This is a genomic window from Thauera phenolivorans (assembly GCF_001696715.1).
Lineage (GTDB): Bacteria > Pseudomonadota > Gammaproteobacteria > Burkholderiales > Rhodocyclaceae > Thauera > Thauera phenolivorans.
The window spans coordinates 535066-547690 of the sequence record NZ_MBFM01000004.1 but is presented as its reverse complement, the minus strand read 5'-3'; the positions used below and the strand labels follow the sequence as shown (position 1 = coordinate 547690).

Sequence of the window (12625 nt, the reverse complement as noted above, 5' to 3'; positions counted from 1 at the left end):
CCCCATTTTCGAGCGCGACGCCGCCGAGGCGATCGCGACGTTTCGACCCCCAACGGAAAACGGACCCCAGATGAAGATCAGCTTTCTCGGCGGCGGCAACATGGCCGCGGCTCTCGTCGGCGGCATGCTCGAACGCGGATTCGAGCGCGCCGGCCTGCAGATCGTCGAAATCGGTGCCGAAGCGCGCGCGCGCCTCGCCGACCGCTTCGGTGTGCGGGTCGCGGCCGGTCCCGACGACGACGCACTCGACTGCGAGGTGCTGGTGCTCGCGGTCAAGCCTCAACAGATGAAGGCCGCGCTCGCACCGATCGCCGGCGGCCTTCGCGGCCAGCTCGTGGTCAGCATCGCCGCCGGTCTGCGCATCGCCGACCTCGGCCGCTGGCTGGGGGCGCCGGGCACGCCCTTCGCGCGCATCGTGCGCTGCATGCCCAACACCCCGGCGCTGATCGGCGCCGGGGTCACCGGCCTCTACGCCGACCCGAGCGTCGACGCCGCCGGGCGCGAGGCGGCCGAGGCCATCCTCGGCGCGGTCGGCAGCACGCTGTGGGTCGACAGCGAGGCGCGCATCGATGCGGTCACCGCGATCTCGGGCAGCGGCCCGGCCTACGTGTTTCATTTCATCGAGTCGCTCGAGGCTGCCGGACGCGCACTCGGCTTCGACGAGGCCGACGCGCGACGGCTGGCAATCGACACCACCCTCGGCGCGGCGCGGCTGGCCGCCGGATCGGAGGACGCCCCCGCGGTGCTGCGCGAGCGCGTCACCTCGAAGGGCGGCACCACTGCCGCCGCGCTCGCCAGCCTGACGGCCTCGGGCTGGCACGACGCCCTGGTCGCCGCGGTGAAGGCGGCCGAGTCGCGCGGCCGCGCACTCGGCGACGAGCTCGGCAAGGACTGAAGACCATGCTGACCGAAATCCTCCTGCTCGTCGTCAATGCCGCCGGCAGCTTCCTCAGCCTGATGCTGCTGGCACGCTTCTTCATGCAGTGGCAGCGGGTGTCCTTCCGCAACCAGGTCGGCCACTTCGTCGTCACCACCACCGACTGGCTGGTGCGCCCGCTGCGCCGCTTCGTGCCCGGCCTGTTCGGCCTCGACATGGCGAGCCTGCTGCCGGCCTGGATCATCCAGGTGCTGCTGGTGGCCTTCGAACTCAGCCTGCGCGGCGCAGTGTTCAGCGGCAGCGCCGGGGCGGTGGCGGTCGGCCTGCTCGGCGTCGGCCTGATCGAGCTGCTGCGGATGATGGTGTATCTGGTGTTCGCGGTCGTGCTCGGGTCGGCGGTGCTGTCCTGGGTCAGCCCCCACGCGCCGCTGGCGCCGGTGCTGCACGGGCTGGCGGCGCCCTTCCTGCGGCCCTTCCGCCGCGTGATCCCGACCATCGCCAACATCGACCTGTCGCCGCTGGTGCTGCTGCTGGTGCTGCAGATCGTGCTGATGGTGCTGGGCGGCCTGCGCAACGGTTTCGCGCCGCTGCTGTTCGGCGCCTGAGGCGGGAGGCATGGCCGACTGGCTGCGCGAAGCCGCCGACGGCAGCCTGGTGCTGAGCCTGCACATCCAGCCCGGCGCCAAACGCACCGGCTTCGCCGGCCTGCACGGCGAGGCGATGAAGCTGCGGCTGGCGGCGCCGCCGGTCGACGGCAAGGCCAACGCCGCGCTGTGCGCCTTCCTCGCGGAATTCTGCGGGGTGCCGAAGTCCGCGGTGAGCCTGCTCAGCGGCGAAGCCTCGCGCGCCAAGCGGGTCAGGGTGGAAAAGGCGACGCCCGCCGCCGTCGGGCGTTTGCGGGCGTTGGAAGGCTGATGTCCGTTCGCGCTCAGGCGCCGAACATCACCTGGCCCTCGACCAGGGTGTAGCGCACCCGGCCGGAGAGCTCATAGCCGAGGAAGGGCGTGTTCTTGCCCTGGCTGAGCAGCTGCTCGCGGCCGATCTTCACCACCGCCTCGGGGTCGAACACGCAGACGTCGGCGCGCGCGCCCACCGCGAGATGGCCGGCCTTGACGATGCCGACGATGCGCGCCGCTTCCGAGGTGACCCTGGCGAGCGCCTGCGACAGCGTCAGCCCCGCCTCCCGGCCCCATTTCAGCGTCAGCGGCAGCAGCAGTTCCATCCCGGTGGCGCCGGTCTCGGATTCGGAGAAGGGCATCTGCTTGCCGTCATCGTCGACCGGGGTGTGGTCCGAGCACAGCGCGTCGATGCTGCCTGTGGCGAGGCCGCGGGCGAGCGCGTCGCGGTCGGCGCGGCTGCGCAGCGGCGGCACCAGGTGGCAGTTGGCGTCGAAGTAGCCGATGTCCTCGTCGCACAGGTGCAGGTGGTTGATCGATACGTCGCAAGTGACGTCCATGCCCTCGGCGCGCGCCTGCTCGACCAGGGCGAGGCCGGCGGCACTCGACAGGCGGGTGATGTGCAGCCGCGCGCCGGTGATCTTGGCGAGCTCCAGATAGGTGTAGAGCGCGACCGTCTCCGCGGCGACCGGCGTGCCGGCGAGGCCGAGGCGAGTGGCGACGTCGCCGTCATGGGCGTGGCCGCCGCGCGCGAGGAAGGGCGCGATCGGCTGCAGCCAGACACGGAAGCCGAAGGTTGCCGCGTATTGCAGCGCACGCATCAGCACCATGTTGTCGAGGATCGGCACGTTGGCCTGGGAGAAGGCGACGCAGCCGGCCTCGACCAGCTCGGCCATTTCCGACAGCCGCTCGCCCTTGAGGCCGAGGGTGAGCGCGCCGACCGGGTAGATGTGGGCGCGATTGAGCTTCTTCGCGCGGTAGGTCAGCATCTCGACGAGGCCGGGCTCGTCGAGCGTGGGGTCGGTGTCGGGCGGGATCGCCAGGCTGGTGATCCCGCCCGCCATCGCGGCCTCCATCTCGGTCTCCAGCGTGGCGCGGTATTCGAAGCCGGGCTCGCGCAGGCGGGCGGCGAGATCGATCAGGCCGGGGCTCACCACCAGGCCGGCGGCGTCGATCGTGCGCCCGGCGACGAAGCCGGCCGGCGCGCTGCCGAGCGCGGCGATCTTGCCGTCGACCACGTAGACGTCGAGCTGGCGGTCCACATCGTTGGCCGGGTCGATGACGCGGCCGTTCGCAATCAGAATGTTCATCCGCAAATCCTCAGTTGCCCGCCAGCATGCTCATCACCGCCATGCGCACCGCGATGCCGTAGGTGACCTGCTTCAGGATCACCGCCTGCGCGCCGTCGGCAACCGACGAGTCGATCTCGACGCCTCGGTTCATCGGCCCAGGGTGCATGACGATCGCGTCGGGGCGGGCGAGCGCGAGCTTTTCCGCGGTGAGGCCCCACATCTTGTAGTACTCCTGCGCGGTGGGCAGCAGGGCGCCGTTCATGCGCTCGTTCTGGAGGCGCAGCATCATCACCACATCGACGTCCCTGAGGCCCTCGCGCATGTCGTGGAACACGCGCACGCCCATGTGCTCGACCGCGGTCGGCAGCAGGGTCTTGGGGCCGATCACGCGCAGGTCGGGCACGCCCAGCGTCTTCAGCGCGGCGATCTGCGAGCGCGCCACCCGCGAGTGCAGCACGTCGCCGACGATCGCCACGCTGAGGCGGGTGAAGTCGCCCTTGCAATGGCGGATGGTGTACATGTCGAGCAGGCCCTGGGTCGGGTGCGCATGGCGGCCGTCGCCGGCGTTGACCACGTGGATGTCGTCATGGCCACAGGCCTGCAGGTGTTGCGCGATCAACACCGGCGCGCCGCTGCTGGCATGGCGCACGACGAACATGTCGGCCTGCATCGCGCACAGGTTGTCGACCGTGTCGAGCAGGCTCTCGCCCTTGGCGGTGGAGCTGGTCGATACGTTGAGATTGACGACATCGGCCGACAGCCGCTTCGCGGCGATCTCGAAGGTGGTGCGCGTACGCGTCGAGTTCTCGAAGAACAGGTTGAAGATGCTCTTGCCGCGCAGCAGCGGCAGCTTCTTCACCTCGCGCTCGGCGACCTCGGTGAAGGGCGCGGCGATGTCGAGAATCTTGATCAGGATCTCGCGCGGCAGGCCGTCGAGCGTCAGCAGGTGCTGCAGCTCGCCGTGCTTGTTCAGTTGCGGGTTACGCATCGGTCAACCTCAGGCTGAGCGTGCCGTCCGCGGTGCGCTCGAGCTCGAGCACCTGCGAGGCGGCGAGGGGGGCGGAAAGGGTGAGGGCGCAGAAGCGCGCCGCGACCGGCAGTTCGCGCCCGCCGCGGTCGACCAGCACCGCGAGCTCGACCCGCGAGGGGCGGCCGTAGTCGAACAGCTCGTTGAGTGCGGCGCGGGTGGTGCGGCCGGTGTACAGGACGTCGTCGACCAGCACGATCGGTGCGCCTTCCACCTTGCACGGGATGTCGGTGCGCTGCGGGTTGGCGTGCAGGCCCTTGGCGGCGTAGTCGTCGCGGTAGAAGGACACGTCGATCGCGCCCAGCGGCGTGCTCAGGCCGAGTTCGGCGTGCAGCCGCTCGGCGAGCCACAGGCCGCCGGTGCGGATGCCGACGAGGGCGGTGTCGGGCGTGACATGGGGTCGGATCTGGTCCGCGAGTTCGCGGCACAGCGCTTCGGCGTCAGGTATTTGCATGGCGGTGGCGGTCGAGAAAATGCTGCAGGATCAGGCTGGCGGCGGCGGCGTCGAGCACCGCCTTGCGCTCGCGCCAGCGCTTCATGCCGGCTTCGGCGAGCGAGGCCTCGGCGGCGGCCGAGGACAGGCGTTCGTCGGCGTGGTGTACCGGCAGGCCGAAGCGGCCGTGGAGCTGGTTGGCGAAGCGGCGACAGCGCGCGGTGAGCTCGTGCTCGCTGCCGTCGAGGTGAAGCGGGACACCCACCACCAGCGCCACCGGCCGCCACTCCGCGATCAGGCGGGCGATCGCGGCGAAGCGGCGCTCGTTGCTCTCCTCGTGCACGGTGGTCAGCGCGCTGGCGCGACCGGTCTCGAGTTCTCCGCTGGCGACGCCAATGCGGGCGAGGCCGAAATCGAAGCCGAGCAGGGTGCCGCGTGCGGGCAGATCGGAAGCGCCCACGGCCGGGTCAGGCATGCCCCGCCGAGTCGCTCAGCCGCGCGAAGTCGATGCCGAGCGTCTGCATCGCGGCCGCCAGCCGTTCCTCCGGCGGCAGCCCGAACACGATCGCCATGTCGGCGGGCACGGTAAGCCAGGCGTTGTCCGCGAGTTCCTGCTCGAGCTGGCCGGCGTCCCAGCCGGCGTAGCCTAGGGTGACGAGGGCCTCGCGCGGCTCGCCGGAGGTGCCGATCGACTGCAGCACGTCGCGACTGCTGGTGAGCGCGACCTCGTCGTTCACCTTCAACGTGGAGTGCCAGTCGCCCGCCGGGCGGTGCAGGACGAAACCGCGGTCGGTCTGCACCGGTCCGCCGAAATACACCGGTTGCCTGGCGAACTCCTCGGTTTCCATCGGCAGTTCGATGCGTTCGAACAGGCTCGCCAGGTCCATGTCGATCGGCCGGTTCACGATCACGCCCAGCGCGCCCTGCTCGTTGTGCTCGGCGAGATAGGTCAGGGTGCGCGCGAAGTTCGGATCGACCATGCCGGGCATGGCGATCAGGAAGTGATGGGTAAGGTTGACCGTGGGGCTATACATACTCGGCATTTTACGCCCACGACCGGAAACTTTGGCGGCGAAAGCGGGGCTTCTCCGCGCGCGCAGGCGTTCGCGATCGGGCATCATCCGGGCTCGTGCGCGTCGTCTGCCGGGCGCACCCCCCCATCGAGCGATCTGTCCATGAACTCCGCCCTCGTCTGGTTCCGACGCGACCTGCGCGCCCACGATCATGCCGCCCTGCACCATGCGCTCACCCATGCGGAGCGCGTGCATTGTGCCTTCGTCTTCGACACCGGCATCCTCGACGCGCTGCCCTCGCGCAGCGACCGCCGCCTCGGCTTCATTCATGCCGCGCTCATCGAGCTCGACGCCGCGCTCGACGCCGCCTCGCGCACGGCGGGCGGGCAGGGCGCCGGCCTGATCGTGCGTCACGGCCGCGCCGACGCGGTGCTTCCGGCACTCGCCGCCGAGCTCGGCGTCGATGCGGTGTATGCCGGCCGCGACTACGAGCCGGCGGCGATCGAGCGCGACTCGCGGGTGGCGACCGCGCTCGCCGGGCGCGGGATCGGCTTCCGCGACTACAAGGACCAGGTGGTCTTCGAGCGCGACGAGGTGCTGACCCAGGGCGGCACGCCCTTCAGCGTGTTCACCCCCTATCGCAAGGCCTGGCTGAAGCGGCTGGCGGCGGAGGGCCTGGTCGACTGGGCGGTGGCGCCCCATGCCGGGGCGCTGGCGCAGAAGTCGGCGGGCGAGACGGTCCCCACGCTCGCCTCGATCGGCTTCGACGCCGGCAACCTCGCCGAGCTGAAGCTGCCGCTCGGCACCAGCGGCGGGCGCGCGCTGCTCGAGGACTTCCGCGGCCGCATCGCGCGCTACCAGGCGACACGCGATTTTCCTGCGCTCAAGGGGCCGTCCTACCTGTCGCCCCACCTGCGCTTCGGCACGGTGTCGATCCGCGAGCTGGTCGACCTCGCTGGCCAGGCCGGAGGGGCGGGCGCCGACACCTGGCTGTCCGAGTTGGTGTGGCGCGAGTTCTACCAGATGATCCTGTGGCACCACCCGCGGGTGGTGGAGAGCGCCTTCCGGCCGGAATACGAGCGCATCCGCTGGGCGGACGACGAGCCCGGCTTCGCCGCCTGGTGCGCGGGCCGCACCGGTTATCCGCTGGTCGATGCGGGGATGCGCCAGCTCGCGCAGACGGGCTACATGCACAACCGCCTGCGCATGGTCACCGCGTCCTTCCTCACGAAGGATCTCGGCATCGACTGGCGGCGCGGCGAGCGCCACTTCGCCGCCCTGCTCAACGACTACGACCTCGCCGCCAACAACGGCGGCTGGCAGTGGGCGGCCTCGACAGGTTGCGATGCCCAGCCCTGGTTCCGCATCTTCAATCCGGTGACGCAGTCGGAAAAGTTCGATCCCGAGGGGCGCTTCATCCGTCGCTATCTGCCCGAGCTGGCGAAGGTGCCCGATCGCTTCATCCACGCGCCGTGGAAGATGGACGCGATGGACCAGCGCGCCGCCGGGGTGCGGATCGGCATCGACTATCCTGGCCCGATCGTCGACCACGCCGTAGCGCGCGAGCAGACGCTGGTGCGCTACGGCGTGGTCAGGGGCTGAACGCGGGGGCTGAACGCGGGGGCTGAGCGCGGGACCGACCGCGGAGCCGACTGTGCGACCGCTCCCTGCCCGGGCGCTCAGGCGACCAGCACGATCTCCTCTTCCGGCCGCGCGTAGCGCGCGACCAGGGCGAGCAGCGCCTCTTCCTGGTAAGGCTTGCCGAGGTAGTGATCGACGCCGATTTCGTCGGCGTGGCGGCGATGCTTGTCGGCCAGCCGCGAGGTGATCATGATCACCGGGAGCGCGCGGGTGCGGGCGTCGGCGCGCACATTGCGCACGAGATCGAAGCCGTCCATGCGCGGCATCTCGATGTCCGACAGCAGCACGTCGGGCGTCAGGTCGACCAGTTTCTCGAGCGCATCGACGCCGTCCTTCGCGGTCACCACGCGGTAGCCCTCGCGCTCCAGCAGGCGGGTGGTGATCTTGCGCACGGTGAGCGAATCGTCCACCACCATCACGGTCGGCACCTGAACCGGTGCGGCGGCGCGCGACGGCGAGGCGTGGGCGGCGTCGGCTGCGGCGATCGACAGCCGGCCCGCGAGCGCGACCGGGTTCAGGATCAGCACGACCTCGCCGTCGCCGAGCACGGTCGCGCCCGACATGCCGACGATGCGCGACAGCTGCGGCCCGGCGCCCTTGACGACGATTTCCTGAATGCCGCGCAGGCCGTCGACATGCAGCGCCAGGGTCTGCGAGCCGGCGCGCAACAGCAGCACCCAGTTGTGGCGTTCGATTTCGGGCTGGCTGTCGGCGTCGCCGAGCAGGCGCGGCAGGTAGCGGTAGGCGTAGTGCTCGGCCTGCCAGTCGGTGCCGCCCTCGTCGCGCAGCTCGCGCAGGCCGGCGGGCTTGAGCTCGAGCACCTGGGCCACCATGCTCGCGGGAATCGCGTAGCTGCGACCGCCCGCGCGCACCAGCAGCGCCTGGGTCACGGCGAGCGTCAGCGGCAGATGGATGCCTACCTTGAGGCCGCGGCCGCGCACGCTGTCGAGCTCGATGCGGCCGCCGGCGGCCGCAGTCTGCGCCTTGACCACGTCCATGCCGACGCCGCGTCCCGACACCGCCGACACCGTGCTCGCGGTGCTGAAGCCGGGCAGGAAGATCATGCTGCTCAGGCGGCGCGCATCGGCCGCCTCGCCGGCGGCGAGCAGCCCCTTCTCGCGGGCACGCGAAGCGATGCGCTCGAGGTCGAGGCCGGCGCCGTCGTCTGCGAGTTCGATCGCGATTTCGTTGCCCTGCTGGCGCACCGTGAGGGCGATCTGGCCGGTCTCCGGCTTGCCTGCGGCAAGCCGTTCGGCCGGCGTCTCGATGCCGTGGGCGAGCGCGTTGCGCAGCAGGTGCTCGAGCGGCGCCGCCATCTGCTCGAGTACGCTGCGGTCGACCTCGATGTGGCCCCCGCGCAGGTCGAGGTTGGCGCGCTTGCCGAGCTCCTTGGCGCTGCGCCGCACCACCCGGTAGAGGCGGTCGGCGAGGCTGTCGAAGGGCAGCATGCGCACCTGCATCAGCGACTGCTGCAGCTCGCGCGCCATGCGCGCCTGGGCGTTGAGGGTGATGTCGGCGGTGTCGAGGTTGTGCAGCAGGGTCTGCTGCACGGTCGACACGTCGTTGACGCTCTCGGCCATCATCCGCGTCAGTTCCTGCAAGCGCGTGTAGCGGTCCATCTCGAGCGGGTCGAAGCCCGCGTCGCTCGATTCGGCGTGGGCGATGCGCGACTGCATCTGCACGTCGGCCTGCAGCTCGACCTCGCGCAGCTGGTTGCGCAGGCGGATGACGTTCTCGGTGAGATCGAGCAGCGAATGGCGCAGGGTGCGCAGTTCGCCCTCGATGCGGGTGCGCGAGATGCCGATCTCGCCTGCCTGGTTGACGAAGCGGTCGATGAGGTCGGCGCGCAGCCTGAGGGTGGGCGAGCCGACGGCGTCGGACTCGTCGGCGATATCCGCACCCGCGCGTGCCGGGACGGCCGGCGTCGCGGGCCCGTCGTCGATGCGGCCGAGCGTCTCGAAGGTCTGTTCCGCGGCGTCGAGTCCGGCGATCAGTTCCTCCACCAGCTGCGCCTCGCCGCCGGGTTCGCCGGCGCCGAGGCGGGATTCGAGCTGGTGCAGCTGTTCGCCGAGCGTCATCGCGCCGGCCATGCGGGCGCTGCCCTTGAAGGTGTGGAGCAGGCGGGCGATCGCCGGCGCGTGCTGGCGCTCGGCCGGCGTGGCCTGCCAGGCGCGCAGGCTCGCATGCAGGCCGGCGAGGAGTTCGGCCGCTTCCTCGCGGAAGATCGGCAGCAGCTGTTCGTCGATGTCGTCGCGTACCGCCTGGGCGGTGGCGGACGGCCCAGGGGCGACGCCCGGCCGCGGCGTCGCGGCCGGCGTGGCGGGCGCGGGCTCGATGGCGGCAGCCGGCGCTGCGGCGGGAGCGAGGCCGCAGCGCTCGAGATCGCCGACGAGCCCATCGGCCGCCGGCGGCATGCGCAGGCCGACCACCTCGACGAGCATCGCCTGCAGTCGCGTGGTGGCGTCGGTGAGGAGGGCGTTTTCGTCGGCGTCGGGGGCGCGACCGAGCGCCTGCAGGCGCTCGAGCGCCTGTTCCAGGGCGCGACCGAGCTGGTGCAGCGGCGGCAGGCCGGCGGTGCCTGAGATGCCGGCCAGGGTGTGGGCGGCGCGCACCGTCGCCGGCGCGGGGACGGTGCCCTCGCTCGCCAGCGCCTGTTCGAGGGTGGCGAGATGGCGCCCGCTCTCGTCGGTGTACAACGCGTGCAGGGCGGCCGAGATCACCGAATCGCCGATCTGCACGCTCGCTGGACGTGCCGGCGCAGCCGCTTCGCCTGCCTCAGGGCCGGCGAGCGATGCCGCTGCGCTTTCGGCCTCGGCCGCTGCCGTCGATTCGCCCGTGTCGGCATCGACCGCGGCCACCGCCTGCGCGGCGTCCTCGTCGGAGCGGTGCATGGATGTGAACCCGGATGCTTCCAGGTCGATGATCAGCGCCTCGCCAGGGGCGTCGAGCGGGGTTTCGTCGCCGAGGCGGAATTCGAGCGTGTCGAAGGCCTCGGTCGGCGCATCTGCCGCTGCGTCTGCGGATCCGCGCTCGAGTTCGGGGAGCGCCAGCTCCGGCACGCCGTCGAGGGCAGCCTCGAGGTCGAGCACCGTGGCTTCGTCCCCGATGGCCGGCTCGATCGCCTCGAGCGGTGCGATCGTCCCATCCCCTGCCTCTGCCGGCGATGCCGCTTCGGCGTGCTGCGGGGCCTCGGCGGTCGTGCCCGCGCTCTCACGCAAACGGGTGGCGGTATCGATCAGGGCGGTCGGGGTCGCCGGCTCGGCGGCGCCAGCGCGCAGGCGCGCAACCCAGTCGACGAAGGTATGCCGCGCCTCATCGATCAGCGCGCAGAGGGCCGGCGTCGGCGCGCATGCGCGCTGCAGCCAGTGGTTGAGGGTCTGCTCGAGGGCCCACGCGGCCTCGCCGAAGGCGTCGAGGCCAACCATGCGGCCGCTGCCCTTCAGGGTGTGGAAGCCGCGGCGAATGGTGGTGAAGGCCTCGCTGTCGGCGGGGGTGGCCTGCAGCTGGGCGAGTTCGTCCGCCATCGCGGCGAGGACCTGGTCGGCTTCCTCGGTGAAGATCTCCAGCAGTTCGGCGTCGATGCCCGGGCCGGCTTCTTCCACGGTGGCTGGCGCGGGCGTTTCGATCGGCGCTTGCGCGGCGTCGCTGACGGGGTTTTCGACGGGTGCTTCCGCACCCGCTCCGACCGATGCTTCGGCGCGCTCGTCCGCCGTGTCCTCCGACCACGCGTCCGCGTCGACCGCTGCTGGCACCTCGGCGGATTCAGCGACCGTTTCCGCCGCGGCCAGCTGCGGCAGCACCGCGTGCAGGATCGAGCGCTCGCGGCGGCCGCGCTGCAGGGCTTCGAGGTGGAAACCGAGCGCCGCGAGCACGGCAGCGAGGCGCTCGTAGTCCGCCTCGAGGGGCGGATTCGCCGCAGCCATGCCTTCGAGCACCGCATCGGCCTCGTGCAGGGCGGCGAGCGCATCCCCGTCGCCGAGCAGGTGGAGGGCGCCTTCGATCTGGCGCAGCGGACCGCGCACGGCGGCGAGGCCGGTCGAGGTCTCGGGGTGGCGGAAGTGGTCGTCCAGGGTCTGCTCGACCTGGCCCAGGCTGGCGAGGATCTCGCGTGTCAGCTGGGCGAGGGCGTCGCGTTCCTGGGCGTCCTGTACCGCGGCGCGGGTCTCCTCGGCGAGGGTGCCGGCGATGCGCTCGCCGCGCTGCAGCGCGGTCAGGCGCTCGAGTGCGAGTTCGGTGCGCGCGGCGAAGCCGGCGTCGGGGCGGCGGCGCTCGAGCGCGGTCTCGACCAGCAGCAGGAGTGCGGCCAGCTCGAGACCGGCGGCTTCGGAGAACTGCTGCGGCTCCTGGCGCAGCCAGGCGACGAAGCGAACGAGGCCGTCGAGCAGGCGCTCGAGCGCCGGACGCTCGAGCTCGGCGGCGGCGCTGGCGAGCGCCTGCAGCTCCTCGTGAACCAACGGCAGCGCCTCGGCGGAACCCTGGCCGACTGCGTCCCAGCGTGCACGCAGGCTGACGAGGCGGGCACGCAGGCCGGCGAGCAGCGGCGCGAGCGGGGTTTCGCTGAGCGCGACGCCGGCACCGGCGAGCGCCGCGTCGAGCCGCCAGGTGTCGCGGATCGCGCGCTGGTGGGCGGTGCTCGCGGGCAGGGTGGCGAGCGGGTAGAGCATCTCGCGCAGCAGGCGCTCGGGCAGCGGCTGCGCCGCGCCGGCGGTTGCACGCCGGAAGTGGGCACCGAGCTGGGTGCACAGGTGCTTCGCCGCGGCCGTGGGCAGGCTGCCGGCGACCAGCGCGTCCATCACGCCGAGCGCGATCCACCACGGCGTGCGCGCGGTCGCGGCGGCCTCGAGCGCCTCGCTGCGCGCGACCGCGTCACGCATGCCGGCGGCGGAGGTCTCGCCCGGCTTGCGCAGCCAGTCGAGCATGCTGCGCTCGAACTGCGCGCGTGCGGCGCGCAGGCCGACCAGCCGCGTCGCCTCGTCGGGGGCGGCGAGCGCGGTGTCGCGGGCGGGCGCCCGCGGCGACAGATCGGGGAAGAACAGCTCGGCGGCGCAAGGCAGCGGCTTGCCGCGCGCGGCGGCGATCTGCTCGTACAGCGGCGCGAGGCGCAGCGGCTGATCCGGCGCACCGTGGGCGATCTCGTCGATGTAGTTGCCGAGTGCGGCAATGGCGCGGCGGGCGAGCGCGACGCCGTCCGCCGTGGCGGCAGGCTCGCCGGTGGCGAGCGCGTCGAGCAGGTGGGCGAGGCATTCGGCGAAACGCGCCGGGCCCTCGAGGCCGACCACCCGCAGTGCGCCGCGGATCTGCTGCAGCTCGGCGGCAGCGGGGCGGGCGCCTGCGGCCGGCGCGGCCTCGCTGCCGAGGACGTCGAGCGCGCGCGCGAGGGCGGCGTCGATCTCGCCGCTGACCCAGGCGAGGGGCCCGGAATCGACTTCGATTTTTTGCGTCATGG

Annotated in this window: 10 protein-coding genes; 4 read left to right on the top strand and 6 right to left on the bottom strand. The window is 71.9% G+C overall.

Translation table 11 applies throughout. The features are described 5' to 3' along the window. The first annotated feature begins 70 nt into the window (after positions 1 to 70). From proC to BB334_RS12540, 3 genes are read left to right on the top strand one after another with little or no spacing between them, the layout of a single operon-like run. Positions 71 to 895, top strand: a complete 825-nt coding sequence (gene proC / locus BB334_RS12550; RefSeq protein ID WP_068808820.1) for a pyrroline-5-carboxylate reductase — start codon at positions 71 to 73, stop codon at positions 893 to 895. Between the two features lie 5 nt (positions 896 to 900). Continuing rightward, positions 901 to 1482, top strand: a complete 582-nt coding sequence (locus tag BB334_RS12545) for a YggT family protein (RefSeq protein WP_068808819.1) — start codon at positions 901 to 903, stop codon at positions 1480 to 1482. Positions 1483 to 1492: 10 nt separating this feature from the next. Continuing rightward, positions 1493 to 1792 carry a DUF167 domain-containing protein gene (locus tag BB334_RS12540; protein ID WP_068808818.1) on the top strand — a complete coding sequence of 100 codons (300 nt, stop codon included), beginning with the start codon at positions 1493 to 1495 and terminating at the stop codon, positions 1790 to 1792. Between the two features lie 13 nt (positions 1793 to 1805). Here BB334_RS12540 and BB334_RS12535 read toward each other — a convergent pair whose 3' ends face one another. Genes BB334_RS12535 through BB334_RS12515 form a run of 5 tightly spaced genes read right to left on the bottom strand, consistent with a single transcriptional unit; the run spans position 1806 to position 5568 of the window. Beyond that, complete coding sequence (locus BB334_RS12535; RefSeq protein WP_068808817.1) at positions 1806 to 3083, bottom strand: dihydroorotase; 1278 nt, start codon at positions 3081 to 3083, stop codon at positions 1806 to 1808. Positions 3084 to 3093: 10 nt separating this feature from the next. Then, positions 3094 to 4053, bottom strand: a complete 960-nt coding sequence (locus tag BB334_RS12530) for an aspartate carbamoyltransferase catalytic subunit (RefSeq protein ID WP_068808816.1) — start codon at positions 4051 to 4053, stop codon at positions 3094 to 3096. Continuing rightward, entirely contained in the window at positions 4046 to 4546 is a 501-nt protein-coding gene (gene pyrR, locus BB334_RS12525) for a bifunctional pyr operon transcriptional regulator/uracil phosphoribosyltransferase PyrR (protein ID WP_068808815.1), read from the bottom strand. The genes BB334_RS12530 and pyrR overlap by 8 nt, the downstream gene beginning before the upstream one ends. Further along, positions 4533 to 5000 (bottom strand): Holliday junction resolvase RuvX, encoded by a 468-nt coding sequence (gene ruvX, locus BB334_RS12520; RefSeq protein ID WP_068808814.1) that lies wholly within the window; start codon positions 4998 to 5000, stop codon positions 4533 to 4535. The genes pyrR and ruvX overlap by 14 nt, the downstream gene beginning before the upstream one ends. Further along, entirely contained in the window at positions 4993 to 5568 is a 576-nt protein-coding gene (locus BB334_RS12515; RefSeq protein ID WP_068808813.1) for a YqgE/AlgH family protein, read from the bottom strand. Before BB334_RS12515 ends, ruvX begins: the two co-directional genes overlap by 8 nt. Before the next feature lie 132 nt (positions 5569 to 5700). Between BB334_RS12515 and BB334_RS12510 the strand changes: the two genes are divergently transcribed. Then, positions 5701 to 7140: a cryptochrome/photolyase family protein gene (locus tag BB334_RS12510; protein ID WP_068808812.1), complete on the top strand. Its 1440-nt coding sequence runs from the start codon at positions 5701 to 5703 to the stop codon at positions 7138 to 7140. A gap of 77 nt (positions 7141 to 7217) precedes the next feature. Here the strand turns inward: BB334_RS12510 and BB334_RS12505 are convergent, their stop codons facing one another. Further along, complete coding sequence (locus BB334_RS12505) at positions 7218 to 12623, bottom strand: hybrid sensor histidine kinase/response regulator (RefSeq protein ID WP_068808811.1); 5406 nt, start codon at positions 12621 to 12623, stop codon at positions 7218 to 7220. Positions 12624 to 12625: the final 2 nt, after the last annotated feature.

Coding starts and splice junctions, on each gene's coding strand:
- proC (WP_068808820.1), top strand. CDS start 71: ATGAAGATCAGCTTTCTCGGCGGCGGCAACATGGCCGCGGCTCTCGTC.
- BB334_RS12545 (WP_068808819.1), top strand. CDS start 901: ATGCTGACCGAAATCCTCCTGCTCGTCGTCAATGCCGCCGGCAGCTTC.
- BB334_RS12540 (WP_068808818.1), top strand. CDS start 1,493: ATGGCCGACTGGCTGCGCGAAGCCGCCGACGGCAGCCTGGTGCTGAGC.
- BB334_RS12535 (WP_068808817.1), bottom strand. CDS start 3,083: ATGAACATTCTGATTGCGAACGGCCGCGTCATCGACCCGGCCAACGAT.
- BB334_RS12530 (WP_068808816.1), bottom strand. CDS start 4,053: ATGCGTAACCCGCAACTGAACAAGCACGGCGAGCTGCAGCACCTGCTG.
- pyrR (WP_068808815.1), bottom strand. CDS start 4,546: ATGCAAATACCTGACGCCGAAGCGCTGTGCCGCGAACTCGCGGACCAG.
- ruvX (WP_068808814.1), bottom strand. CDS start 5,000: ATGCCTGACCCGGCCGTGGGCGCTTCCGATCTGCCCGCACGCGGCACC.
- BB334_RS12515 (WP_068808813.1), bottom strand. CDS start 5,568: ATGCCGAGTATGTATAGCCCCACGGTCAACCTTACCCATCACTTCCTG.
- BB334_RS12510 (WP_068808812.1), top strand. CDS start 5,701: ATGAACTCCGCCCTCGTCTGGTTCCGACGCGACCTGCGCGCCCACGAT.
- BB334_RS12505 (WP_068808811.1), bottom strand. CDS start 12,623: ATGACGCAAAAAATCGAAGTCGATTCCGGGCCCCTCGCCTGGGTCAGC.